25 protein-coding genes and 2 pseudogenes are annotated in these 24,565 nt (G+C 72.4%); 14 read left to right on the top strand and 13 right to left on the bottom strand.

What is annotated here, in order from left to right; translation table 11 throughout:
* Positions 1-99: 99 nt before the first annotated feature.
* Entirely contained in the window at positions 100-471 is a 372-nt protein-coding gene (locus tag AB0I71_RS27715; RefSeq protein WP_357589480.1) for a hypothetical protein, read from the bottom strand.
* Positions 472-622: 151 nt separating this feature from the next.
* Here AB0I71_RS27715 and AB0I71_RS27710 point away from each other — a divergent pair, with 151 nt between their 5' ends.
* Positions 623-1,108: a DinB family protein gene (locus AB0I71_RS27710; RefSeq protein ID WP_357589565.1), complete on the top strand. Its 486-nt coding sequence runs from the start codon at positions 623-625 to the stop codon at positions 1,106-1,108.
* Between the two features lie 26 nt (positions 1,109-1,134).
* Here the strand turns inward: AB0I71_RS27710 and AB0I71_RS27705 are convergent, their stop codons facing one another.
* Together AB0I71_RS27705 and AB0I71_RS27700 are read right to left on the bottom strand one after the other, a co-directional pair.
* Positions 1,135-1,605, bottom strand: coding sequence for a roadblock/LC7 domain-containing protein (locus AB0I71_RS27705; RefSeq protein ID WP_357589478.1), 471 nt, complete (start codon positions 1,603-1,605; stop codon positions 1,135-1,137).
* The gene (locus tag AB0I71_RS27700; protein ID WP_099850768.1) at positions 1,602-1,973 is read right to left on the bottom strand and encodes a hypothetical protein; all 372 of its coding nucleotides are present in this window, start codon (positions 1,971-1,973) and stop codon (positions 1,602-1,604) included. Before AB0I71_RS27700 ends, AB0I71_RS27705 begins: the two co-directional genes overlap by 4 nt.
* Before the next feature lie 300 nt (positions 1,974-2,273).
* Between AB0I71_RS27700 and AB0I71_RS27695 the strand changes: the two genes are divergently transcribed.
* Positions 2,274-2,510, top strand: coding sequence for a DUF6289 family protein (locus AB0I71_RS27695; protein ID WP_357589476.1), 237 nt, complete (start codon positions 2,274-2,276; stop codon positions 2,508-2,510).
* Between the two features lie 52 nt (positions 2,511-2,562).
* On the opposite strand, the gene AB0I71_RS27690 is transcribed toward AB0I71_RS27695, so the two are convergent.
* The 3 genes from AB0I71_RS27690 to AB0I71_RS27680 all read right to left on the bottom strand — a co-directional run bounded on the left by AB0I71_RS27690 (position 2,563) and on the right by AB0I71_RS27680 (position 5,273).
* A complete protein-coding gene (locus AB0I71_RS27690) occupies positions 2,563-3,369 on the bottom strand; it encodes a nucleotidyltransferase domain-containing protein (RefSeq protein ID WP_357589474.1) in 807 nt (268 codons plus the stop codon).
* The gene (locus tag AB0I71_RS27685) at positions 3,350-3,859 is read right to left on the bottom strand and encodes an NUDIX domain-containing protein (RefSeq protein ID WP_357589472.1); all 510 of its coding nucleotides are present in this window, start codon (positions 3,857-3,859) and stop codon (positions 3,350-3,352) included. The genes AB0I71_RS27690 and AB0I71_RS27685 overlap by 20 nt, the downstream gene beginning before the upstream one ends.
* Before the next feature lie 190 nt (positions 3,860-4,049).
* A complete protein-coding gene (locus AB0I71_RS27680) occupies positions 4,050-5,273 on the bottom strand; it encodes a hypothetical protein (protein ID WP_357589470.1) in 1,224 nt (407 codons plus the stop codon).
* Positions 5,274-5,364: 91 nt separating this feature from the next.
* On the opposite strand from AB0I71_RS27680, the gene AB0I71_RS27675 reads away from it, so the two are divergent.
* The 4 genes from AB0I71_RS27675 (at position 5,365) to AB0I71_RS27660 (ending at position 9,063) form a co-directional block, all read left to right on the top strand.
* Positions 5,365-6,798 (top strand): RNB domain-containing ribonuclease, encoded by a 1,434-nt coding sequence (locus AB0I71_RS27675; RefSeq protein ID WP_357589468.1) that lies wholly within the window; start codon positions 5,365-5,367, stop codon positions 6,796-6,798.
* A 109-nt stretch (positions 6,799-6,907) separates the two neighbouring features.
* On the top strand, positions 6,908-7,606 hold the full coding sequence (npdG, locus tag AB0I71_RS27670) for an NADPH-dependent F420 reductase (RefSeq protein ID WP_357589466.1): 699 nt from the start codon (positions 6,908-6,910) through the stop codon (positions 7,604-7,606).
* A gap of 63 nt (positions 7,607-7,669) precedes the next feature.
* Positions 7,670-8,245, top strand: coding sequence for a sigma-70 family RNA polymerase sigma factor (locus AB0I71_RS27665; RefSeq protein WP_357589464.1), 576 nt, complete (start codon positions 7,670-7,672; stop codon positions 8,243-8,245).
* Positions 8,242-9,063, top strand: coding sequence for a hypothetical protein (locus AB0I71_RS27660; RefSeq protein WP_357589462.1), 822 nt, complete (start codon positions 8,242-8,244; stop codon positions 9,061-9,063). Before AB0I71_RS27665 ends, AB0I71_RS27660 begins: the two co-directional genes overlap by 4 nt.
* A gap of 101 nt (positions 9,064-9,164) precedes the next feature.
* Here the strand turns inward: AB0I71_RS27660 and AB0I71_RS27655 are convergent, their stop codons facing one another.
* Positions 9,165-9,494 (bottom strand): hypothetical protein, encoded by a 330-nt coding sequence (locus AB0I71_RS27655; protein WP_357589460.1) that lies wholly within the window; start codon positions 9,492-9,494, stop codon positions 9,165-9,167.
* Between the two features lie 223 nt (positions 9,495-9,717).
* Positions 9,718-10,488, bottom strand: coding sequence for a hypothetical protein (locus AB0I71_RS27650; protein ID WP_357589458.1), 771 nt, complete (start codon positions 10,486-10,488; stop codon positions 9,718-9,720).
* Positions 10,489-10,646: 158 nt separating this feature from the next.
* Between AB0I71_RS27650 and AB0I71_RS27645 the strand changes: the two are divergent.
* Positions 10,647-10,946: pseudogene (locus tag AB0I71_RS27645) on the top strand (HNH endonuclease signature motif containing protein); the annotation flags it as partial.
* 622 nt (positions 10,947-11,568) lie between these two features.
* A complete protein-coding gene (locus AB0I71_RS27640; RefSeq protein ID WP_357589456.1) occupies positions 11,569-11,979 on the top strand; it encodes a VOC family protein in 411 nt (136 codons plus the stop codon).
* Positions 11,980-12,043: 64 nt separating this feature from the next.
* Here AB0I71_RS27640 and panB read toward each other — a convergent pair whose 3' ends face one another.
* Complete coding sequence (gene panB, locus AB0I71_RS27635) at positions 12,044-12,889, bottom strand: 3-methyl-2-oxobutanoate hydroxymethyltransferase (protein ID WP_357589454.1); 846 nt, start codon at positions 12,887-12,889, stop codon at positions 12,044-12,046.
* Between the two features lie 156 nt (positions 12,890-13,045).
* Positions 13,046-14,836: an NAD+ synthase gene (locus AB0I71_RS27630; protein ID WP_357589452.1), complete on the bottom strand. Its 1,791-nt coding sequence runs from the start codon at positions 14,834-14,836 to the stop codon at positions 13,046-13,048.
* Between the two features lie 202 nt (positions 14,837-15,038).
* On the opposite strand from AB0I71_RS27630, the gene glnA reads away from it, so the two are divergent.
* Both glnA and AB0I71_RS27620 read left to right on the top strand, forming a co-directional pair.
* Positions 15,039-16,388, top strand: a complete 1,350-nt coding sequence (gene glnA, locus AB0I71_RS27625) for a type I glutamate--ammonia ligase (RefSeq protein ID WP_204013813.1) — start codon at positions 15,039-15,041, stop codon at positions 16,386-16,388.
* A 160-nt stretch (positions 16,389-16,548) separates the two neighbouring features.
* Positions 16,549-16,974, top strand: a complete 426-nt coding sequence (locus AB0I71_RS27620) for a DUF350 domain-containing protein (RefSeq protein WP_093401266.1) — start codon at positions 16,549-16,551, stop codon at positions 16,972-16,974.
* Positions 16,975-17,456: 482 nt separating this feature from the next.
* Here the strand turns inward: AB0I71_RS27620 and AB0I71_RS27615 are convergent, their stop codons facing one another.
* The 3 genes from AB0I71_RS27615 to AB0I71_RS27605 form a co-directional block, all read right to left on the bottom strand.
* Positions 17,457-17,990, bottom strand: coding sequence for a hypothetical protein (locus AB0I71_RS27615; protein ID WP_357589449.1), 534 nt, complete (start codon positions 17,988-17,990; stop codon positions 17,457-17,459).
* 128 nt (positions 17,991-18,118) lie between these two features.
* On the bottom strand, positions 18,119-19,048 hold the full coding sequence (locus tag AB0I71_RS27610; protein WP_357589447.1) for an LD-carboxypeptidase: 930 nt from the start codon (positions 19,046-19,048) through the stop codon (positions 18,119-18,121).
* Positions 19,049-19,059: 11 nt separating this feature from the next.
* Entirely contained in the window at positions 19,060-19,494 is a 435-nt protein-coding gene (locus AB0I71_RS27605) for a VOC family protein (RefSeq protein WP_357589445.1), read from the bottom strand.
* Positions 19,495-19,572: 78 nt separating this feature from the next.
* Between AB0I71_RS27605 and AB0I71_RS27600 the strand changes: the two genes are divergently transcribed.
* From AB0I71_RS27600 to AB0I71_RS27585, 4 genes and pseudogenes are all read left to right on the top strand, one after another.
* The gene (locus tag AB0I71_RS27600; protein ID WP_357589443.1) at positions 19,573-20,199 is read left to right on the top strand and encodes a TetR/AcrR family transcriptional regulator; all 627 of its coding nucleotides are present in this window, start codon (positions 19,573-19,575) and stop codon (positions 20,197-20,199) included.
* 67 nt (positions 20,200-20,266) lie between these two features.
* Positions 20,267-21,031, top strand: a complete 765-nt coding sequence (locus tag AB0I71_RS27595; RefSeq protein WP_357589441.1) for a type 1 glutamine amidotransferase — start codon at positions 20,267-20,269, stop codon at positions 21,029-21,031.
* Positions 21,031-24,267 (top strand): bifunctional [glutamine synthetase] adenylyltransferase/[glutamine synthetase]-adenylyl-L-tyrosine phosphorylase, encoded by a 3,237-nt coding sequence (locus AB0I71_RS27590; RefSeq protein ID WP_357589439.1) that lies wholly within the window; start codon positions 21,031-21,033, stop codon positions 24,265-24,267. The genes AB0I71_RS27595 and AB0I71_RS27590 overlap by 1 nt, the downstream gene beginning before the upstream one ends.
* 60 nt (positions 24,268-24,327) lie before the next feature.
* Positions 24,328-24,565, top strand: a pseudogene (locus AB0I71_RS27585) (hypothetical protein); the annotation flags it as partial.

Below are 24,565 nucleotides of genomic sequence, written 5' to 3'. Positions count from 1 at the left end.
ATCCGGCGTACAGGTCGACTCGTCCGTCGCCCACTACGGCTCAGAGCCGCGCTTGCGGCTCTGAGCCGGCCGACCGTCAGAGGATTCGTGCCGGGCAGTTCATGTGCCGGGTGGGAACCATTGTCGAGACGATGCGGGCACCAGCAGCAAGCCGACAACGGCCGCGAATGCCACCATTCGCGCCACCGTCAACGCGGCGATGTCGGGGAGTTCCACCAGGGCGTACGCGATGTTGAAGGCGGCGAAGCCGGCCGTCAGGATTCGGGCCCGCCCGACCTGGCGCCACAGGCCGTACGCGAAGGCCAGCGAGAGAAGGATCAGTCCCACGGCGAAGATGGTCGTCCTCGGCTCGGTGGCCGTGGGCGCGGTGCTCGTCTTGAACTGGACTACCTGGAGGGCGCTCCCGAGCAGGAAAATGATCGCGGCCGCGGCGACCGGGACGGGAATTCGCCGTCGATCTTGATCGATCATCGGCACATGGTAGGTGGTGATCGCTCGGATCGACAGGCGTGACGCTTCGCGCGGCGTGCATTGGTCACGGGTCGCGGGGCAGCGGGGACGGGTGGGCTGCCGTTAGGGTCCGGGGATGGTGGAGAGCCGCCTCGACCCTGTGGTCACTGCGATGATGGCGAGCACGGGTGACGAACGCGCCGTGCTGGAGGCGTTTCTCGATTTTCACCGCGCCGTGTTGCTGCGGAAGCTGAGTGGGCTCTCCGACGCCGACGCCGCCCGCCGGGTGGTGCCGTCGGCGACCACTCTTGCCGGCCTGGTGAAGCACCTGACGCTTGTGGAGCGGAACTGGTTCCGGTGTCTGTTCGCGCCGGGACCGGAGGACGTCTATCTGACCTCCGAGGAGGACGCGGCGGCCAGCTTCGCGTTGGCCGAGGGCGACACCGTCGAGCGGTTGTCGGCGGCGTACGAGGCGGAGTGTGCCCGGTCGCGGGAGGTGGCGGGCCGGTTCGAACTCGACCATGTGGTGCCCCATCCGCAGCTCGGGGAGGTGTCGTTGCGCTGGGTCCTGGTGCACCTGATCGAGGAGACGGCTCGGCACGCCGGCCATGCCGATATTCTCCGCGAGTTGACCGACGGCTCGACGGGTGCCATCTGACCGATGCCTGCCCAGCGACTCCGGAATCAGGCGGGAACGAGGAGTTTGGCGAGGCGTTCGGCTACCGGCGGGGCGTGCAGGTGCAGGCGGGCGACGTTTATCGCGTCGGCGCCGACCACCGACAGCAGCGCGTGCGGGCCGACGGCGTACACGGCGAAGTAGCCGGCCTCGTTGCGGACGGTGGACTGGCGGAATTCGCCCTGGCCGAGGCGGAGGCTGACCTGCCGGCCGAGGCCGAAGGTAGCCGCCGCCATCGCGGCCAGGTCGTCGGGGTCCAGCGTGTCGGGCACGTCGTGGGTGATGAGCAGCCCGTCGACTCCGCCGAGGACACTTCCCTGCACCCCGGGGATCTGTAGGCGCAGCTCGTGCAGTTCGGTGCCGATCGCCGGGTACGGCAGCGACGGGTCACCGGCCAGCGACGGTGGGAGCCGCACCGGTGCCGGGAGTTTCGGCTGCTGCGCTGTGCGGCGGGGGAGGAAGGTGCCGCCGGTGCTCACAGTTCCAACTGCTCCTCGATGGTGCGCAACTGGTGCCGGGCGAGGGCCAGGTTGGACCGGGTCTTGCTGAGCATCAGGTAGAGGAACAGGCCCTTGCCGTTGGGGCCGGTGAGCGGCCGGATGATGTGGTACTGGCCGCCGAGGGTGATCAGCATGTCCTCGATGTCGTCGTTCAGCTTGAGCATCTCGATGGTGCGCATCTTGGCTCGTACCACGTCGGTGTTGCCGGCGGCGGCGACGGTGAGGTCGATCTCCGGGGTGCCACCGGCGACGCCGAGGGTCATCCCGCTTGTGTAGTCGACGAGCGCGGCGCCGATCGCACCGTCGATCGTCATGGCGTCCTTCAGGGCGGTGTCGAGGTTGGCCACGTGCCTCTCCAGGTTCTGCTGACGAACTGTATGTCCGCACCGGTACGCGATCGTCCCGGGTGAAGAAATCTCGGATGAGACTTGCACACGCGACCTCCGATCCGCATCTTGTGCAGCGCGAACAGGCTGAGCGGGCCACGTTGGGTGACCACCGGGGCGGCCGGGAATCGCCGCAGCGGCTGATGCCAGGAGCAGGAGTTCGCTGCTACCTGCGTGGATGCCTCCCGATTGACAGCTCTCTATCATCTGGGTAACCGGTCGGCCACCCGCCGTGCCGGCCCGTCCGTCGAAGGGATTGTCATGGTCCGTCGTACCCTCGCCGCGGCCACCCTCGCCGTGGGTGTCTTCGCCCTGCTGCCGGGCGCACCCGCCCAGGCCCGGGTCTGCGCCCTCAATTACCAGTGCACGACGCACTACTACTCCGACTCCTCCCACAGCACGATCGTCGGCGGACTCTACGAGGAGTGCGACGGGTACCGCTTCAGCTGGGGTGTCCGCACCAGCCACATCGACTTCACCGAGGTTCCCTGCCACTGACCAGACGCCGGTACCGGGCCGGCCGGGCTGGCCGGGCCGGCTGAAGGTCGGCTCAGGCCGGCGGGCCGGCGAGGTCGGCCAGGACGCGTTGCTGGAAGGCGCGGGCCGCCGCCCCGGTGGGTGGCAGCCCGCCGTCTCGGGCGGCGATCGACAGCTCGACCAACTCGATGGTGCCGGGGTCGACAAGTGGGCCGGCCTCGGCCAACAGCCGCCGGCCGGCGGCCACCTTGGGCAGCCACACCCCGGTGCGCAGACGCACCCAGGAGCGGCAGGCGCCGAGCACGGCGTCCTCCGCCCCGGGAGCGGGCACCGCACCGGCGGGCGCCGGTCGCGCCAGCCACCAGCGCAGCGCGTCCAGGACCAGCCGGCGCAGGTCGTCGGGAGCCAGATCGGTGAAGGCGTCAGCGGCGGGCGGGCCGAACAGGGCCTGCCCACTCTGGTGCAGGATGCTGCGGTCCAGGCCGTACCAGAACAGGCCGTCCGCGCTCGGGCGTTGGGCCGGGCCGTACGACACCCGGAAGTCCATCCGGGCGCCGGTGTTCAGCTCGACCTCGAAACCCGGCTCAGGGCTGCCGGATCGGGCCACCTCCCGGCGGTACACGACCAGTTCCAGGCCGCGTGCCGGGCAGGGCAGTGCCTCGTGTCGCAGCCGGGCCACCAGCTCGTCGGCGACCCGGTGGTCCAGCGGGCCGTCGCAGACCAGCGCCACGTCCACGTCGCTGCGTCCGGGTTGGTACGCGGCCAGCCCCACCGAGCCCGCCGCGTACGCCCCGCACAGCTCGGCACCGAGCACCTCGCCGGCGACCGTGACCAGGTCGATCAGGTACCGTCGCAGCGGTTCAGGCGTACTCCAGCTCACCGGGCTCGCCCCACAGCGTTCCGGCGGGCAGGAAGAACGCCGAGGTCTCCCCGCCGAGGGCGTGCCGGATGACCAGCCGGGCGTGCTCGTCGAGGTCCGGTAGCCGTCCCGGCGGGAACCACCGGACGTCCAACGACTCGTCGTCGTTGACCCGTGCCTCGCCACCCAGCAACCGGCAGTGGAAGCCGAGGTTGAGGTACTCGCAGCGGTCGCCGTTCGGGTACGTGTGCGGATGCGACACCGCGCTGCTGAGCCGCAGCGGTTCGACAGTCAGGCCGGTCTCCTCCAGCACCTCGCGAACGACCGCGGTGGCCGGCTGCTCGCCCGGCTCGACGAAGCCGCTCACCACCGACCAGCGGCCGTCGTCGGCCCGCTGGGCGAGCAGTAGCTCACCCGCGTCGTTGCGGACGATCGCGCTTACGCTGGGTAGCCAGAGTAGGTCGTGGCCGACGTGCTTGCGCATCCGCAGGATGTAGTCCGGTACGCCCATCCGGTGACCTTAGCCAACCCGCTGATCCGGGCCCGCACCCGGGCCGGCGACGTCGATTTTCGCAGTTCAGGCCCGCAGGCCAGGGACCACGTCTACTGTGGAAGGGCCTGGTGACTTGCCGTGTTCCGGTGGCGGTCGGTCGTTTCCCGGTGCACAGTGATGCCATGAGCGACAGCGGACGTGGACGTTACTACTGGTGTACGCGACACCACCGGGTCGAGTCCGGTGCCGACGTGTGCCCTGCGCGGCACGTTCTCGGACCGTACGACTCGGCCGCCGACGCGGAGAACGCCCTGCAACAGGTGCGGGAACGCAACGAGGCGTGGGAGGCCGAGGACGCTCGCTGGACCGGGGAGGACAGGTAGACGGCGCGGGATGCCTCCCGCGCCGAGGCACTGCGTGCGTCGCGAGGGCGGCAGCACGTCCCCATGAAGGGAACCGAGATGGCCGAAGCGCAACAGGCCACCCGCCCGGCCGCGAAGCGTACGCCCGCGAGGAAGACCGCCGCGACGGAACGCACCGCGGGCCTCGCCCGTACCCCGTCCACCCGCCGCGCGTCCGGCACCGCGCCGGCTGCCCGTAAGGCGACCGGGCGGACTCCGGCGGCGAAGGCGGCGAAGAGCGCCGCCACCGGATCCGCGACCAGGGCGGCCTCGTTGGCGCGGAAGACCGCCGCAGCCAAGAAGACGGCACCCGCGAAGAAGACGACGTCGGCCAAGGCCGCGCCGACGAAAGCGCCCGCCGCGAGGACCACCTCGGCGTCGGCGCGGACCGCGACCGGCCCGGGCAGGACCACGACCGCGGCGAAGCGGGCCACCGCGAAGAAGGCGACGAGCGCGCGGAGCACGGCAGCGAAGGCGCCCGCGAAGAAGGCGGCTCCGGCCCGCAAGACCGCGCCCGCGAAGAAGGCGACGAGCGCGCGGAGCACGGCGGCGAAGGCGCCCGCGAAGAAGGCTGCGTCCGCGCGGAAGGCGGCTCCGGCGCGCAAGACGGCGCCCGCGAAGAAGACGACTGGTACGCGGAGCACGTCAGCGGCGCGCAAGGCACCGGCGAAGACCGCGACCTCGGCGGTGAAGAAGGCGGCGGCGCGTAAGAGCACGTCGACGACGGCGCGCAGGACGGCGGCGAAGGCCCCGGCGAAGAAGTCGCCCGCGAAGACGGTGGCTGCCAAGCAGGCACCGGCGCGGAAGAGCACGACGGTGGCGACCCGTACGTCGGCGGCGAAGAAGGCGCCCGCGAAGAAGGCTTCCGCGACGAAGACGGCCGCGAAGAAGGCGCCTGCGACGAAGACCGCCGCGAGGAAGGCACCTGCGAAGAAGGCACCCGCGACGAAGACCGCCGCGAAGAAGGCACCCGCGAAGAAGGCCGCCGCCAGGAACACCGGGCGCGCCACGTCCGGCGGGCGGACCGGCACCGCGCGGAAGGCGGCCCGCTGACCCGGTGTACGCCGACGACTCGTCGCTCGGAGGAGGGCGCGGCGTGTCCGGCGCTGTCAGGATTGGCACATGGTCATCCGACGTGTCCTGGCACCGCGCATCGACTTCGGGGCGCTGCGCCGAGAACTGGGTCTGCCCGAGGTCTACCCGGAGGCGGCGCAGCGGGAGGCCGACGAGGCAGCCGCGGCGCCGCCCCGGCCGACCGTCGACCACACCGACATCCCGCTGGTCACGATCGACCCGCCCGGCTCGCGGGACCTGGACCAGGCGATGCACCTCAGCCGCCGAGCGGGCGGCGGCTACCGGGTGCGGTACGCGATAGCCGACGTCGCCGCCCACGTACGCCCGGGCGGTGTGCTGGAGGACGAGACCTGGCGCCGGGGGCAGACGGTCTACCTGCCCGACGGCAACGTGCCGCTGCACCCGCACTCCCTCGGCGAGGGCGCGGCGAGTCTGCTGCCCGACGTCGACCGGGCGGCCGTGCTGTGGACCATCGACCTGGACGCCGACGGTGGTACGACCGCGGTGACGGTGCGGCGTGCCCTGGTCCGCAGCCGGGCCCAACTGGCATATCCGCAGGTGCAGGCCGACGCCGACGCGGGCCGGCTACCCGAGCCGATCGCTCTGCTGCCCGAGGTCGGTGCGCTGCTCACCGCCCGAGGGCTGCGTCGGGGAGCGGTCAACCTGCCGATCCCCGAACAGGACGTGGAGGCCGACGGTGACGGGTGGCGGCTCGTCCTGCGGGCGCCGGTGCCGATGGAGGAGCACAACGCGCAGATCTCCCTGCTCACCGGGATGGCCGCTGCCGACCTGATGCTGGCCGGTGGGATCGGCCTGCTGCGGACCATGCCCGCCCCGAAGCCCGAGGCGGTGCAGCGGTTGCGGGCCGCCGCCGCCCCGTTGGGCGTGCACTGGCCGGACGACGTGGGCGTGGGCGAGCTGCTGCTCCGGCTGGATCCGGCCCAGCCGCGGGCCGCCGCGTTCATCGACCAGGCGGCCGAGCTGATGCGGTCGGCCGCGTACACCCCGTTCGACGGCGAGCCACCCGAGCAGCCGGCGCACGGCGGGGTCGCGGCCGCGTACGCCCATGTCACGGCGCCGCTGCGACGACTCGCCGACCGGTACGCCACGGAGATCTGCCTGGCCCTGCACGACGGCCGGGAGGTGCCCGACTGGACCCGCGCGGCGTTGCCCCGGCTGCCCGCGGTGATGGCGGCCACGGACCGCACCGCGTCCGCGGCGAGCCGGGGCGCGATCGACCTGGCCGAGGCGGTGCTGCTGGCCCACCGGGTGGGCGAGACCTTCGACGCCGCCGTGCTCGACGTCGACGCGCCGTCGAACGGCAAGGCCCGCCCGGGCCGTCCACCCGGGGGCACCGTCGCCCTGGACGACCCGCCGGTACGCGCCCGCTGTCTGGGTGAGTTGCCACTCGGCACCCGGGTCCGGGTCCGGCTGGTCGCCGCCGATCCGGCCACCCGCTCGGTCGCCTTCGAACTGGTCTGACAGTTCGGCGGCGGGCTACCGGTTCAGCCCGCGCAGCGACCGCCGCAGCGGGCATTGTCACAGCGCCTGTCGCTGCTGCCAGGCCAGCGGATTTGCGAGGATGACGACCATGGCATACGACCCGAGCACCCTGCCCGACGTTTCCGGGCTCACCATCGGCATCATCGGTGGCACCGGCGACCAGGGCCGAGGGCTCGCCTACCGGTTCGCCCGGGCCGGCCTGACGGTGCTCATCGGTTCCCGCAACGCGCAGCGGGCGGCCGAGTCGGCCGCCGAGATCGCCGCTCTGCCCGGCGTGCCGGCCGGTGGCAGCGTCACCGGTGCCGACAACGACGAGGTGGCCCGCCGCAGCGACGTGGTGATCATCGCGGTGCCCTGGGACGGGCACGCCGCCACCGTCGGCGCGCTCGCCGAACCCCTCGCCGGCAAGATCGTCGTGGACTGCGTCAACCCGCTCGGCTTCGACAAGCAGGGCCCGTACGCGCTGCCGGTGCCGGAGGGCAGCGCCGTCCAGCAGGCCGCCGCGCTGCTGCCCGACTCCCGCGTCTGCGCCGCGTTCAACCACGTCAGCGCTCCGCTGCTGGCCGACCCCGAGATCGACCGTATCGAGCTGGACGTGCTGATCTGCACCGAGGAGCGGGAACTGGTCGGCATCGTCGGCGCGCTCGCCGCCCACATCCCCGGCATGCGTGGCATCTACGCCGGACGGCTGCGCAACGCCCACCAGATCGAGGCGTTCACCGCCAACCTGATCGCCATCAACAAGCGCTACAAGGCGCACGCGGGCGTCCGGGTCACCGACCTCTGAGCCCGGGCACCCCGCTCGTCGCCGTCGACGCAACGCCGCCGGGTCTGCCGGCCATAGTGTGATGTGACGATCCAGATGGAGCCGACCGACCAGGAGTTGTGGTCGGCGACGGTGGCCGGCGACGAGGTGCGGTTCGCGCAGCTGTTCGACAGGTACGCGGGGACCGTCTACAACCACGCGTTCCGGCTCACCGGGTCCTGGTCGCTGGCCGAGGACGTGACCCAGTCGGCCTTCCTGGTCGCCTGGCGCCGTCGCGACGACGCCCGCCTGGTCGACGGCTCGATACTGCCCTGGCTGCTCGTCATCACCACAAACACCGCGCGCGGTGAGACCCGCTCGGCGCGGCGTTGGCGCGCGCTGCTGCGGCGGATACCGCTTGAGCGCGGTACGGAACGAGACGTCGCTGAGGACGCGGCCGGGCGGGTGGACGACGAGCGACGGATGCGGCTGATCCTGGCGGCGGTGCGCCGGTTGCCCCGTGCCGAGCGCGAAGCCGTCGCGCTGTGCCTGTGGTCCGGTGTGTCCTACGCCGACGCGGCGGTCGCGCTCGACATCAGTGAAAGCTCGGTTCGCTCCCGGGTCAGCCGGGCGCGCGCCCGGCTGGCCAGCCAACTTCCCGATGACCCGGAGGACCGATGAACGAGCTGCTCAACCCGCCCGCCGAGCGTGACCTGCCGGCCGGGCGGGCGGTCCGGATGCGGGCCCGACTCATGACGGAGGTGCGGGCGGTGCCGGGCCCCGCGCCGGTCCGTCGCCGCATCGCCGTCGCGCTCGTCGCCGCCGCGATGGTCGCCACGGTCGGAGTGGTCACCTGGCCCGATCCGGATCGGGGGACCCAGCTTCTGGCCTTCGGGCCGGACGAGCTGTCACCGACGCTGCGGCAGTCCGCCGAGCGGTGCCTGGCCCTCGGTGACGAGCCGGCCCGGGCGTCGGCGACCGTCGCCGACCTGGCGGTCGCCGTGGAACAGGGCGACCACGCCGCGTTGATGTTCCTCACCGACGACCACTACGTCGCCTGTGATCTGTGGGATCCGGCCCACCAGTCGTGGTCCGGTGGCGCGGCGACCTCCGTCGACGATCCGACCTGGCGGAAGGCCTGGCTGCCCGGCCCCGTCCAACGGCTCCTGCTCACCTCGACCGACCCCGACGGAGGCGAGGTGGTGGCGATCGGGCGGGTGAGCGCCCGGGTGCAGCGCGTGGTGTTGCAGCAGGCCGACGGCACGATCACGCCGGCCCGGGTCGCGGGTGGCGCGTTCGGCCTCGTCGGCGCAAGCGTCAGCGAGGACGGCGGGGCGGACCTGGTCGCCTACGACAGGGCCGGCGTCGAGATCGACAGGCGACCGCTGTTCACCCCGTTCGACGAGCTTGGTCGCTGCTACGTCGACCCGGCCGGCGCGGTCGTCTACGGCGACCCCGGCCCCACCTGCCAGCCCGCCGAGCCGTGGCACCGTCGGTGACAGCACCGCCCAGGAGCGGATCGGTGGCAGAAAAGGTGTCCGCCGACCGGCGTGTCCGCTACCGCAACTGCCACCGATCCTTCGTGAGGGCGTCCGGGCGGTCAGAAGGTGACGTTGACGCCTGCCGACTTGCAGGCCGTGCTCAGGGAAGCGCCGGCCTTCTCGAAGGCCGGGTTGTCCGCGGCGGTCGCCGGATCCGCCGCGTTGGCGGCCTTGCCGGCCTCCGCGCCGAACCGCTCCAACGCGGCAACCACCTTGCTGTCGGTGGCACCGGTGGCAGCCACCCGGGTCACCTCGTTCTGCAACCCGGACAGAATCTTCTGGAACAGCGCCGGCGACGGCTCGCTTCCGGAACCCAGCGCGGACACGAGATTCCGCTTCATTTCCTCGCTGGCCTTCTTCGCCGACTGGCAGAGCTTCTTGTCGCTCACCGTTTCCGCTACGTCAGCGGTGGGCGGTGCCGGGGTGGGCGACGCGGAAGTGGCACTGTCGGACGGTACGACGGCCGACGGTGAGGCTCCGGCCGTCGGGGCCGCCTCCTCGCCACCGCAGGCGGTCAGTGTCAGCAGCGAGGCGCAGGCCAGGACAAGAAAAGAAGCACGAACTCGATTCACGAGCCCGAACCGTAGCGGCTTTCGGGAAATTTTTCTCGCCCTATCCGGCGTCCAGGCGCGGCACCCACCAGTCGCCGAGAAGTTGGCCGAGTACCAGCAACAGCATGCTGCTCAGGAGCGCGGCGAGGAGGCCGAGAGCAAAACCGAGTGCACCGTGGCTGCGCTGGCGTGGGCCGGTGTGGGGGGAGCCGCTGTGCGCCCAGGGGTGCTCCCGGGCCAACCACCACAGGAGCCCGAGCCCGAACGGTACGAGGCAGACCAGCCAGAACCAGAACCACCGCGTACCCAGCACCGGAGCGGGCCCGGCCAGCAGGACACCGATGATGACCACGGCAGCGGCGAGGCCCGTTCCAGCGACGACCTGTCCGAGCGGCTGAAGAACGCCGTTGCGACCCTCCAGACCCGCAGCCTGCAACTGCTGCGCGATGCCGATTGCGCCCGGCCCGGCATAGGACCTCTCGTGGACAGTGCCGGTGGTCGTGACCTCTCCGAAGTAGGTGGTGTCGGTCCACCAGACCCGACCGTCGGGCGTTCGCCACCCGAACAAAGGACCGAGAGTGCCGGACGACTCCAGGTCGGCGGTGCCGAACCACGGGGTCCGCCTGTTGGCATCCCACCGGTCACCCCACTGGTAGGCCACCACACGGCCGGCTGCCAGGTCCGCTCCTGCTTGGTCGTAGCTCTGCTGCCGGGGTGCCGTCCACCAAGCCGTCCCGGCTGCCACCAGCCACAACGCCACGATGCTGAGCCGTAACACCGCCCACCAGCGCCAGCCCCGCCCAGCGCGTAGGGCCCGCGTCTCATCGATCATGGCCATATCGTCGCAGCGCGTGTCCATCCGCTGCGCAGCCCGGCCGTTCCTGCCGTACGAGCTCATGGGCTTCGATGCCCGGGCTGGCGCCGATGCTCACCGAGGAGACCGCAACTCCGGCGCAGGCAGGAATTCTGTCGTACGTATGTTCTATCGTCGTCCTCGACGTGGGCCGGCAGCGTCGGCTCATCACCGGGCCGCTGCGGCGGGCGCTGGTGCTGCGAGACCGTGGTTGCGCCTTCCCAGGTTGCGACCGCCCACCGCGCTGGTGCGAGGGCCATCACCTGCGGCACTGGTCCGACGGTGGCCACACCAGTCTCGCCAACGCGGTGCTGCTCTGCCGTCATCACCATCGACAGGTGCACCACCATGGCTGGCAGGTCCGCCTCGACGCCGACGGCCTCCCGGAGTTCGTCCCGCCCGCCTGGCTCGACCCGGATCAGCGTCCCCGCCGCAACCAGCTACGGCAGGCACCCGCGCCCACCAGCCCACGATCGCTGACCCCTGCCCGCGACGGGCCGGGAGCGCCGGCCTCCGTGCCTGGCGGGCCACGGTCACCGATCCCGGTGTCGGACGGGCCAGGGTGGCCCACACCGGCATCCGCCGGATCGAAACGACCGGTGTCCGGACTGCGGTCGTTGAAGTCGGCGTCCACCGCGTCACGAGTCCGCACGGCCATCACCCACCCGACGGCAGGCAGTGACGTGTGGCGGTCGGGCACGACTGCACGACGCACATCCAGGCGAACGCACCCGCCCTGACCATCCGAGCTGATGATTTGGGTGCGCGCACCATGCCTGCCCGATCGGCGAGCGGCTGCTGCGCCCCCGTCGCCTGCCCGCCTGGTCGCGTAACGACCAGCGGCCCACCAAGAAGGTGCGCGGCCCGTGGGCCTGTCGTCATACGGGGCAGGGCCCAGTCGGAGTGGCCGGGCACGCGGACCGCGCAGGGTCCGGGCACGTGGATCCGCGCAGGCCGGGCACCGATGGGGTGGGGGTCGGGCGGAAAGCCGCCCCCAGTGTCGGTGGTCGGGGTTAGCGTCCGACGGTCACCGGTCAGCTTGTCAAGGAGGATCCCGGCATGACGTCCCAGCTCAACCCGTATCTCACGTTCAACGGCGACGCCCGCCAGGCGATGGAGTTCTACCAGTCGGTGTTCGGCGGCCAGTTGCGGATCAGCACGTTCGGCGAGTTCGGCACGTCCGACCCCGCCGTCGCCGACAAGGTCATGCACGCGATGCTCACCACCGAGCGGGGCTACACCCTGATGGCCTCCGACACCGCGCCCGGCATGCCCTACAACCCCGGCGACACCATCACCTGCAGCCTGAGCGGAGACCCGGGCGAGGGCATCGAGGAGGCGTGGCAGAAGTTGTCCGACGGTGGCACCGTCACGATGCCGTTCGAGAAGCAGGTGTGGGGGGATCTGTACGGCATGTGCGTGGACAGGTTCGGCATCCCGTGGATGGTGAACGTCGTCCAGCCGCAGTGATTCGTGGGCGGCGGCGGGACCGACACATGCGGTCCCGCCGCCTACCGACGAGCAGCTGGCGGGGTCAGAAGGTGTGTTCGGGTGCGGGGAACTGGCCGGAGCGGACCTCGTCGGCGAAGCGGCGGGTGGCCTCGTCGAGCGTGTCGGCCAGGGCGGCGTAACGCTTCACGAAGCGAGGCGCCTTGCCGGTGCGCAGGCCCGCCATGTCCTGCCAGACCAGCACCTGGGCGTCGGTCTCCGGGCCGGCGCCGATGCCCACGGTGGGGATCGGCAGTTCGGCGGTGACCCGCTTGGCGACGTCGCCGGGCACCATTTCGAGCACCACCGCGAAGGCGCCCGCCGCGGCGACCGCCCGCGCGTCGGCCAGCACCTCGTCGGCGGTCTCGCCGCGGCCCTGCACCCGGTATCCGCCGATGGTGTGCTCACGCTGCGGGGTGAAGCCGATGTGCGCCATCACCGGGATGCCGGCACCGACGATCGCCTCGATCTGCGCGGCACAGCGCTGGCCGCCCTCCAGTTTCACCGCGTGACAACCGCCCTCCTTCATGAACCGGACGGCGGTACGCAGCGCCTGGGTCGGACCCTCCTCGTACGACCCGAAGGGCAGATCACCGACGACCAGGGTCTGCCGGGTGGCCCGGACGACCGCCCGGACCAGCGGCAGCAGTTCCTCGGCGGTCACCGGCAGGGTCGTCTCGTAGCCGAACACGTTGTTCGCCGCCGAATCGCCCACCAGCAGCACCGGGATCCCGGCCGCATCGAAGATCGAGGCCGTGTACTGGTCGTACGAGGTGAGCATCGACCATTTCTCGCCGCGCTCCTTGGCGGCGAGCAGGTCGCGGGTCCGGACGCGACGGGTGGCCGGGCCGCCGTAGAGGGCGGTCACCTCGGCCGGAGTGGATTCCACCACGATGTTCTCCTTCCTCGAGGCCGCGTACGCGGTCCCCGGGTTCTGCCGCGATCGTCCCACCGTGCGGGCGGTCGGCGGCAGGGCGCAGTGGAGGATGTCACTCCAACCCAGCCGGCCGTCCGTGAGCACAGGCCGGCCGGGTGGCCCGGGAGCCGGTCAGCCGTCCTCGCGCCAGCGGTTGGTGATCGGCAGCCGCCGGTCCCGTCCGAACGCCTTCATCGAGATCTTCGTACCCGGCGCCGACTGGCGGCGCTTGTACTCGGCGGTATCCACCAACCGCAGCACCTTGTCCACCACGGCCGGGTCGTGGCCGGAGGCGACCAGGCCGTCGCGGCCGAGGTCGCCGTCGATGTAGCCGATCAGGATCGGATCGAGTACGTCGTAGTCGGGCAGCGAGTCGCTGTCGAGCTGACCCGGGCTCAGCTCGGCGCTCGGCGGCTTGCCGATCGAGTTCTCCGGGATCGGTGGCGTCAGGCCCAGTCGGGCCGCCTCGGTGTTGCGCCACTTGGCCAGCCGCCAGACCAGGGTCTTCCAGACGTCCTTGACCGGGTTGAAGCCGCCGACCGAGTCGCCGTACAGGGTCGAGTAGCCGACCGCCAGCTCGCTCTTGTTGCCGGTGGTCAGCACCAGGTGGCCCTCCTGGTTCGACAACGCCATCAGGATGACGCCGCGTACCCGGGCCTGGAGGTTCTCCACCGCGACCCCGGACAGCGACATGTTCGCCAGGAAGGTGTCCACCATCGGCTGGATCGGCTCCACCCGGTAGTCCAGGCCGGTCCGCTTGGCCAGATCGGCCGCGTCGGAGCGGCTGTGCTCCGAGGAGTGCTGACTGGGCATGGAGACACCGACCACCCGATCGCCGCCGAGGGCGTCCACCGCGATGGCCGCCACCACCGCGGAGTCGATGCCGCCGGAGAGCCCGAGCACCACCGACGGGAAGCGGTTCTTCTCCACGTAGTCACGCAGGCCGAGCACCAGCGCCTGCCACACCTCGGCCTCGTCGGCCACCGGTTCGATGAGGCCGCCGGTAGCCGCCGGGCCGGTCGGCGAGGGCGGGATCCCGTCGACGGTACGCCGGACCACCCGCAGCCCGTCGGGGAGCTGTTCGCCGTCCCCGACCTCGTCGCCGCCCGCACCGGGGCCGTCGGTGGCCTCGCCGGCCGCGGGCAGGTCGACGTCGTGCACGAGCAGGTGGGTGACGAACTGCGGTGCCCGGGTCAGCACCGTCCCGTCCGCCGCGACGATCATCGAGTCGCCCTCGAAGACCAGCTCGTCCTGCCCACCGATCATGTTGACGTACGCGATGGTGGCGCCGGCCTCGGCGGCCCGCCGACGGACCACCGGAAGTCGCACGTCGTCCTTGTTCAGCTCGTACGGCGAGCCGTTGATGTTGACCACCAGCCCCACCCCGGCCCGCCGGGCGGCGGCGAACGGCCCGCCGGCCTGCCACAGGTCCTCGCAGATGGTCAGTGCCACGTCCACCCCGCCCAGCCGGACCACGGTGAGCATGTCGCCGGGCACGAAGTAGCGGTCCTCGTCGAAGACGCCGTAGTTGGGCAGGTGGTGCTTGAAGTAGGTGGCGACCACCTCGCCGCGATGCAGCAGCGCGGCGGCGTTGCGCGCCCCCCGGCCCGGCTCGGCGTCCGCGCTGACCTGCGGCGGACCGTCGGCGTCCAGGTAACCCACCACGACCGGCAGCTCGCCCAGACCGTCGGCGGCCAGGTCGGTGGCGAGCCGGCCGAGTGCCGCCTGGGAGGCGGCCACGAAGGAGCGCCGGAAGACGAGGTCCTCCACCGGGTACCCGGTCAGCATCATCTCCGGGAACAGGACGAGCTGGGCGCCGGATTCGGCGGCCCGACGGGTCCAGGCGCGGACGAGACCGGCGTTGCCGGTGAGGTCACCGACACTGGGGTTGACCTGGCACAGGGCGAGACGCAGGGTGGGCATGTCCTCATCTTGCCCCAGCGGCACGGGGTCGACACGTCGGCGTGGGGCAGTGCGACCGGGTCGGACCGCCGGTCGGGACTGGACGGGACGCGACGGCCGGGGTTCGGTTAACGTCTGCGTAATCGGGTCGGTGGAGACTGGTCGGTCAGGTCGGACAGAGTCCGACCAAGGCGGACGTTGAGTGTCGCGGAAGGTTGGGGAAGTGGACCGTCAGCAGGAGTTCGTCCTCCGTACGCTGGAAGAGCGGGACATCCGTTTCGTCCGGCTGTGGTTCACCGACGTGCTGGGCACGCTCAAGAGCGTGTCCGTCGCCCCGGCCGAACTGGAAGCCGCCTTCGAGGAGGGTATCGGCTTCGACGGCTCGGCCATCGAGGGATTCGCCCGGGTCTTCGAGTCGGACATGGTCGCCATGCCGGACCCGACCACCTTCCAGGTCTTCCCGTTCGAGGGTGGGGTCAGCGGCGAGAGCGCCCGGATGTTCTGCGACATCCTGCTGCCCGACGGCGGCCCCTCCTGGGCCGACCCGCGCCACGTACTGCGTCGGGCGCTGTCCCGGGCGGCCGAGAAGGGCTTCACCTTCTACACCCACCCGGAGATCGAGTTCTTCCTGCTGGAGAACGGGCCGATGGACGGCACCGTCCCGATCCCGGTGGACACCGGCGGTTACTTCGAGCACACCACCCACGCCGTGGCGCGGGACTTCCGCCGCCAGGCGGTGCTGTCGCTGGAGCGGATCGGCATCTCGGTGGAGTTCAGCCACCACGAGGTCGCCCCCGGCCAGCAGGAGATCGACCTACGCTACGCCGACGCGCTGACCACCGCCGACAACATCATGACCTTCCGACACGTGGTGAAGGAGGTGGCGCTCTCCACAGGTGTGCAGGCCACCTTCATGCCCAAGCCGTTCACCGACCAGCCGGGCAGCGGGATGCACACCCACCTGTCGCTGTTCGAGGGGGAGCGCAACGCGTTCCACGACGCCAGCGACCCGATGAAGCTGTCCAAGGTGGCCCGGGCGTTCATCGCCGGGCTGCTGGCCCACGCCCGGGAGTACACGGCGGTCACCAACCAGTGGGTCAACTCGTACAAGCGGCTGTTCCCGCAGGCGCTGCCGGACCGGGTCACCGAGAGCCCCGCGTACGTCTGCTGGGGGCACCTGAACCGCTCCGCGCTGGTCCGGGTCCCGGCGTACGGCAAGCCGAACTCGGCCCGGGTGGAGATCCGCTCGCCCGACTCGGCCGCCAACCCGTACCTCGCCTTCGCGGTGCTGCTCGGCGCCGGGATGAAGGGCATCGAGGAGGGGTACGAGCTGCCGCCGGGCGCCGAGGACGACGTGTGGGCGCTGACCAGCGCCGAGCGGCGGGCCATGGGGTACGAACCGCTGCCGGAGAACCTGTCCGAGGCGATCGACGTGATGGCGGGTTCGGAACTGGTCGCCGAGGTGCTCGGCGAGCACGTCTTCGATTTCTTCCTGCGCAACAAGCGGGCCGAGTGGGAGCAGTACCGCCGCGAGGTCACTCCGTACGAGCGCCAGCACTACCTGTCGCTGTAGCGGCTGCTCCGGGCGGGGGCCTGTCTGTCGCTGCGGCCGCTGTGTGGGTGGGTCCGTGGGGACGGGCCCGCCGCCGGGCAGCCGAGCGTTGCGGAGTGCCGCTATCGTCTCGATCACCGTGCCGGCGTCCGCCGGCCGGAGACTCGTCGGGAGGCAGTCGGTGCTGGAGGATCTGCTCAGCGGAGCCTGGCAGAGCGTGGTGTTCGGGGTCGTCGGGGTGGGCCTGATGGCCGCCGGCTTCGTCCTGGTCGACCTGCTCACCCCGGGCAAACTGCGGGACCTGATCTGGGTACGGCGCAACGCCAACGCCGGCCTGCTGCTCGCCGCGAACCAGCTCGGCGTCGCCGGGATCGTCTTCACCGCGATCCTGACCAGCTACAGCGACTTCGCCAAGGGGCTGGCCTCGACGGTGATCTTCGGGCTGATCGGTCTCGGCATCATGGCGCTTGCCTTCTTCGTGCTGGACCTGATCACGCCGGGCAAGCTCGGCGAGGTCGTCTGCTCCGACGAGCCGCACCCGGTGGCCCGGGTCAGCGCCGCCAGCCACTTCGGTGCCGCGCTCATCGTCTGCGCCTGCATCGCCTGACGCGGACCCGCGCCGACCGTTGTCGGTAGGAGCGTGCCGGGCTGCTGCTCGTGGGCTTGTCGGTCGCGGGTTGCGGCGTCTCGTGCCTTCCCTGGCCCCGGAGACCGCGATTCGCCGCATGTCGTGCGTCGGGCCGCGGGATACCCACCCGACTACCGCACGCGGAGACCGCGATTCGCCGCATGTCGTGCGTCGGGCCGCGGGACACCCACCCGACTACCGCACCCCAGTCGTGTCCGACGACGTGAGTCGGGCCGGAGGGCTGCGACGGACACCCGGTCGGGAAGCGCCGGGTGCACCTGACAGGCGGCCCCGCAGGAGTGGAACGGGGCCGCCTGTCACGGCGGGCGCGGCACGTCAGCCGGGGCCACATTCGGGCCGGCGTTCACACCGCTCGTCGGTCGAGCCGGCGCTCACCTCGCTCGTCGGGTCGGGTCGGGCCTCCGCCGCGCACGCCGCATCGGATGGTGCCGGCCGAGGCGTCACTTGCCGGCGGACTCGTCCGCGCCGCCACGAGCGCCCGGGCCGCCCCAGCCGCCGAACACACCGGCCTCGACGGCGGCGGTGATGGCGTCGGCCTGCTCCTGGGTGAGTTTGCCGTCCTCGACCGCCTGGGTGAGTCGCTCGGCCAGCGCCTCCTTGCGCTCCTCAGCCGACGGCGGTGTCCGCCACTCGCCCTTGCGACCCTCGGCGGCACCGTCGCCGCGACCAGGGAATCCCCGGTGGCCCTCGCGGTCCGTCCGGCCCTGCGGCTGGTGCTGCTCGCGGAGCTTCCCCAGCGCCTCGGTCACCTTCTCCGTCGGCACACCCAGCTCCTCGGCCAGCGCCTCGGCGAACTCCGCGTGCCGTGCGGCCCGCTGTTCCTGCCGATCGCCCTGCGGCTCACTGCTCGCGCTGGCACTCGGGGTGGCCTTGTCGTCGGCGAGCGCCACGGTGGGAGCGGCGATCCCCACGCCGAGCACGCCCGCCGCGGCCAGACCGGCCAGCAGGTGCTTCTTCGAGATCGTGCGGGACATCGTTCCTCCAACTCGTCGGTGATGCGATGACGTCACCGACAGTGACGAGCCCGGCTGGGTGCGGACCATGGTGAAGCTGTCAGCGAGCTGGCAATCCCGACCAGAATTCGGATATGGCCGACGAAGGGTCAGCGGACGGCGGCGGCGACGGTGAGGGTGCCGGCGTCGGCGTCGAGGGTCGCCCGGGTACCGACCGGGACGGTGAGCTGACCGGGGCCGTGGCCGATCGGCAGGCCACCCAGCACCGGTACGCCCAGGTCGCCGAGGCGCTCGACGAGCACGTCGGCCACCGTGGTGTCCCAGCCGTCGGCGCAGTCGGTGAACTGCCCCACCGCCACCCCGGCCAGCCCGTCCAGCGCACCGGCCCGACGGAGCTGGGTCAGCATCCGGTCGACCTTGTACGGCGGTTCCTGCACGTCCTCCAGCAGCAGCACCGCGCCGGTCAGGTCGGGCATGTCCGGGGTGCCGAGCGAGGCCACGACCAGGCAGAGGTTGCCGCCCAGCAGCCGGCCGGCGGCCCGACCCGCGACGCGTACGCCAAAGGTCTCCTCGCCCTCGACGGCGCGCAGGGCGACCGGCTCGGTGCTGGTCATCGCCGCGTGCAGGGACTCGGCCGAAGCCAGCGGGGTGCGTTCGTCGCGCCAGGCCGCCCCGGGACCGTGCACCCCGGCCAGCCGGGCACCCCGCCAGAGCGCCAGTTGCAGCGCGGTGATGTCGGAGAACCCGGCCACCACCTTCGGGTCACGGCGTACCGCCGCCATGTCGATCGCGTCCACCACCCGCTGCGCCCCGTAACCGCCCCGGGTACAGATCACCCCGCGCACCTGGGGATCGGCGAACGCGGTGTTCAGGTCCGCCGCCCGCAGCGCGTCCGCCCCCGCGAGGTAGCCCTGCCGGGCGTAGGCGTTGGGCGCGAGCACCGGCCGCAGTCCCCAGCCGGTGAGCAGTTCCACGCCCCGGGCCACCCGTTCCGGACGGGTCGGTCCGGACGGTGACACCAGCATCACCGTGTCGCCGGGGCGCAGGGCCGGCGGGCGTACGACGTCGTCGGTGATCACAGGTGCCGAGCCTAACGCCGTTGCGCAGGCCGAGGGTCGAGGTGCTGTTCGGCGAAGGCGGCGGCCGGCGCGATGGGGGTGATCACGTCGACAAGGACCCCGTTGGGGTCGGCGACGATGAAGTGTCGTTGGCCGAAGTCCTCGCTACGCAGCTCCAGCTCGGCGGGAAGCCCTTCGCGGACGACCAGGCGTTCCCACTCGGCGTCCACGTCCTCGACCTCGAAGTTGAGCAGCAGCCCCTGGACGGGTCGGCGGTAGGCGGCCGGCAGGGTGGGGTGTCGGTGGTCGAGCAACGCCAGCTCGTACTCCGGCGGGCCGGGCCGGCGCAGACTCACGTACCAGTCGGCCTCGAACGTCGGGTCGAACCCGAACAGCCGCCGGTAGAAGTCGTACGACTCCAGAAGCCGGTCGGTGCAGATCACCGGGTAGAAGCTGGTCAACAGCATGGCCACTCCTCACATACCATCGGTATGTCAAGAACGGTATTTCGCATACCGTTGGTATGTCAACGGCTGGAGGGACCGATGGGGCAGGGCATCCGGGAGCGGCAGCGTGAGCAGACCCGTGGGACGCTGCTGGCGCAGAGCCGTCGACTGTTCGCCACCCGCGGGTACGCCGCGGTCGGCCTCGCCGAGATCGTGCGGGTCGCCGGGGTGACCAAGGGCGCGCTCTACCACCACTTCCCCGGCAAGGCCGAGCTGTTCCGGGCGGTGCTGGCCGAGGTTCAGCAGGACGTCGGCCAGCAGGTGGCCGCCGCTGCGGACGCCCACGCCGACCCGTGGGCGCAGCTCGTCGCCGGTTGCCAGGAGTTCCTCACCGCCAGCACCGATCCGGCCGTGCGCCGTATCATGCTCGTCGACGGCCCTGCGGTGCTCGGCTGGCGGCAGTGGCGGGCCCTCGACGAGGCCACCTCCGGCCGGCACCTGGCCGAGGCGCTCACCGCGGTGGTCGACGCCGGGATCATCCCCCGGCAGCCGGTCGGGCCGCTGACCCACCTGCTCTCCGGTGCCATGAACGAGGCGGCGCTGTGGCTCGCCGAGTCCGTCGACCCGGACGACCTGGCCGCCACCCGGGCCGCTCTGACCAACCTCCTCCACGCGCTCCGTTGCGGCGGACCCGCCGACCGAACGGGCGTCGGCCCGGGTCGGTAGGGCCGGGACCGGGACGGTGCCGGAGCCGTTCCGGGCGTTGCCGGCCGTACGGGATAGCCTCGACGGTGTGGCAACCGCGTTGGTGATCGAGAACGACCCGACCGACGACCCGCGCCGGCTGGGGGAGTGGCTTACCGAAGCCGGGCTGGAGCTGTCGGTGGTCCGCCCGCACGCGGGCGACGCCCTCCCCGCCGACCTGGACGGGTACGCCGCCCTGGTCGTGCTCGGCGGCGACCAGCAGGCCTACCCGCTGGCCGACGGCGGGCCGGAGGCGCCCTGGTTCCCGGCCGTGGAGAAGCTGCTCCGCAAGGCGGTGCGGCACCGGCTGCCGACCCTGGGCGTCTGCCTCGGCGCGCAGCTGCTGGCCACCGCCCACGCCGGCACGGTCGAGCGCAGCCCGTCCGGGCCGGAGGCCGGGCCCGCCGTGGTCGGCCGGCGGGACGCGGCCGAATCCGACCCGCTCTTCCGGTACGTTCCGCTGATCCCCGACGTGTTGCAGTGGCACACCGACGAGATCACCGAGCTGCCCGCCGGCGCCACCCTGCTGGCCGCCTCCACCCGCTATCCGAACCAGGCGTTCCGCCTCGGCGACCGGGCCTGGGGGTTGCAGTTCCACATCGAGTGCGACACCGCCATGATCGCCGAATGGGCCACCGACTCGGCGCTGCTGGCCGAGCTGGGCTACGACCCGCAGCTGGTGATCTCCGCCTGCGACGCGGTGATGGTCGACGTCGAGGAGGTCTGGCAGCCGTTCGCGGCGCGGTTCGCCGCGCTCGCCCTCGGTGAGCTGGACGACGGGTCGCGTCGCAGCCTGCCCCTGCTCGGGCACTGATGGGCCGGCCGACGAGCGCCACCGGCCGGCTCGCCCGCTACGGCTTCGGCGTCACCGACGACGACGCGGGCGCCCGGGCCGCCGACCTGCTCGGCCCGGACGGGCTCGACCTGTGGCGTCCGCAGACGCAGGAACCCACCGGCGAGCAGGCCCGGGAGCTGCTCACCGCGCTGTCCCGGGCAGCCGACCCGGATCTGGCGCTGCGTCAGCTGCATCGACTGGTCGAGGCGGAGCACCGCGCGGCGGCCGGCCCGAACGGCACCCCCGGCCCGGGCGCGGCCGTGCGGCAGCGGGGGGCAGGGCCGGGACGTGCCACGGCGACCCCCACCGGCCAGGGCGGGAACACCGGGAGCGGGGATGCCGCCGACAGTGGCGGTGCTGCCGGGAGCCGGGGTGCTGCCGGCAACGGCGGCACCACCGGAGGTGCGGGTGCCGCCGGAAGTCGGGACGCGACCGAGGGCGCCGTCGGCGGCATCGGAGCGGGCTCGGTGCTGCTCGCCGCGCTGCACGACGATCCGGGTCTGCGTCGCCGGCTGCTCGCCGTGCTGGGTGCGTCCTCGGCGCTCGGCGATCACCTCGTGGCCAACCCCGACCAGTGGCCGGTGCTGCGTACCGAACCGGACGGCCTCGCCCCGACCGCCGACGGCCGGCTCGACCTCTCCGGCGAGGGCAACCCGGTCGCGGTGCTGCGGCGGGCGTACCGGCTGGCGCTGCTGCGGGTCGCGGCGGCCGACCTGACCGGCGGGCGTGGCCTGGAACAGTCGATGGCGGCGCTCTCGGCGCTGGCCGACGCCACGCTGTCGGCCGCGTACCAGATCGCCGTGGGGGAGCTGCCCGAGGGCACCCGGGAACCGCGTCTGGCCGTGGTCGCGATGGGCAAGTGCGGCGGCGGTGAGCTGAACTACGTCTCCGACGTCGACGTGATCTTCGTGGCGGCCGAGGACGACGACCTGACCACGGCCACCACCGTGGCCACCCGGCTGATCCACATCTGCGGGCTGGTCGCCTGGCCGGTCGACGCGGCCCTGCGCCCGGAAGGCAACCGGGGGCCGCTGGTACGCACGCTCGCCAGCCACCTGGCCTACTACCGGCGCTGGGCCCGGACCTGGGAGTTCCAGGCGCTGCTCAAGGCCCGCCCGGCCGCCGGTGACCTGGCGCTCGGCCAGGAGTGGATCGACGCACTGGCGCCGCTGCTCTGGCAGGCGGCCGAACGCCCCGAGGCGGTCGAGGACGTCCGGGCGATGCGGCGCAAGATCATCGACCATATCCCGCCGAAGGAGCTGGAACGCGAGATCAAACGCGGCCCGGGCGGGCTGCGTGACATCGAGTTCGCGGTGCAGCTGCTGCAACTGGTGCACGGCCGGGGCGACGAGACGTTGCGGGCGCCCGGCACCATCCCCGCCCTGCGTGCGCTGGTCACCGGCGGCTACGTCGGCCGAGCCGACGGCGAGGCGCTGCTGCGCGGCTACCGCTTCCTGCGCAGCGTCGAGCACCGGCTGCAACTTCAGGGCCTCCGGCGCACCCACACCGTACCGACCGAACCGGGCGCGTTGCGCTGGCTCGCCGCCGCGCTCGGCTACACCGCCACCCCCGGGCGCAGCGCCGTCGAGGAGTTCCGCGCCGAGTGGGTCACCCACGCCTCAGAGGTACGCCGACTGCACGCCAAGCTGCTCTACCGGCCGCTGCTGGAGTCGGTGGCCCGGGTACCGGCCGACGGGCTGCGGCTGACCCCGCAGGCGGCCCGCAACCGCCTGGAGATCCTCGGCTTCGCCGACCCGGCCGGGGCGCTGCGTCACCTCCAGGCCCTCACCGGCGGGGTGAGCCGCACCGCCGCCATCCAGCGCACCCTGCTGCCGGTGCTGCTCAGCGAGTTCGCCGACGCGCCCGAGCCGGACCGGGGGCTGCTCAACTACCGCCAGGTCTCCGACTCGCTCGGCAGCACCCCCTGGTACCTGCGGCTGCTTCGCGACTCCGGGCCGGTGGCCCGCCGGCTGGCCCGGGTGCTCTCCTCCTCCCGGTACGTCGCGGACCTGCTGACCCGCGAGCCGGAGGCGCTGCGCCTGCTGGCCGAGGAGAGCGAGCTGAGCCCCCGGCCACGCGAGGTGCTCTTCGACGGTCTCACCGCCGCCGCGACCCGACACAGCGACCCGGTCGAGGCGACCCGTGCGGTACGCGCGCTGCGCCGCCGGGAACTGCTCCGCCTCGCCTGCGCCGACGTGCTCAGCCGGGCCGGCTCGCTCGCTCCGGCCCGCCCCGACGGCGGCCGGGCCACGTCCGCCTTGGCCGACATCACGGCGGTCGGCACCGCGCTGTCCGACGTCACCGACGCGACCCTCGCCGCCGCGCTGCGGACCGCCCGCGTCACCCAGCCGGCCATGCCCGGACTGACGTTCGCGGTGATCGGGATGGGCCGGCTCGGCGGGTACGAGTCGAACTACCTCTCCGACGCCGACGTGCTCTTCGTCTACGACCCGCCGGAGGGGGTCAGCGAGAGCGCGGCCAGCGCCGCCGCGCACGCCATCGCCGAGGAGCTACGGCGGCTGCTCGGCATGCCCGCACCCGACCCGCCGCTCGGCGTCGACGCCGACCTGCGTCCCGAGGGCCGGCAGGGGCCGCTGGTCCGCAGCCTCGCCGCCTACCAGCAGTACTACGCCCGCTGGTCGCGGGTGTGGGAGGCACAGGCGCTGCTGCGCGCCCGCTGCGTCTGCGGCGACGCCGAGCTGGGCACCCGGTTCGAGCAGATGGTCGACCCGATCCGGTACCCGGCCGACGGACTGACCCGGGAACAGATCATCGAGATCCGCCGGATCAAGGTGCGGGTGGAGACCGAGCGGTTGCCCCGGGGCGCCGACCCGGCCACCCACACCAAGCTGGGCCGCGGCGGCCTGGCCGACGTGGAGTGGGCGGTGCAACTGCTCCAGCTACGGCACGCGGGCGTGTACCCGCAGCTGCGCGGCACGCGTACCCTCGACGCGCTCACCGCCGCTCGGGACGCGGGCCTCGTCGATCCGGCGGACGCCGAGGCGATGACGGCCGGCTGGACCCTCGCCGCACAGGTCCGCAACGCGCTGATGCTGGTCCGGGGCCGGGCCGGCGACCAGTTGCCCCGGCACGGCGTGGAACTGGCCGGCGTGGTCCGGCTGCTCGGCCACGAGGACCCGGGCGAGTTCCTCGACGAGTACCTGCGCACCGGCCGCCGCTCCCGCGCCGCCACCGAACGCGTCCTGGAGATGTAGCGCGGGCCTCCCCGGCGACCCGCCACCAGGGCCGGTCACTGCCCGTGGTAGGACTGCTCGGTGCCGACATCGACCCACGCTGCCGTCCCGGACGGGCGGGCCGCCGGGCTGGCGCCAGATGCTGGTGCACCCCGGGCGGCCCAACCCGTCCTCGGCGCGCTTGTGGTGTCGCTGCTGCTGACCGTGGCGTTCCTGCTGGCCCCGCCCATGGGGACCGACCTTTCCGCGCAGGTGGCCCGCGCGGGTTTCGCCGAGCGCAACGGTCTCGCCCCGCTGGACTTCTCCTGGTACGGCGGGG

Source organism: Micromonospora sp. NPDC049891, assembly GCF_040660295.1.
Lineage (GTDB): Bacteria > Actinomycetota > Actinomycetes > Mycobacteriales > Micromonosporaceae > Micromonospora.
This window is presented reverse-complemented; position numbering and strand designations above follow the sequence as displayed.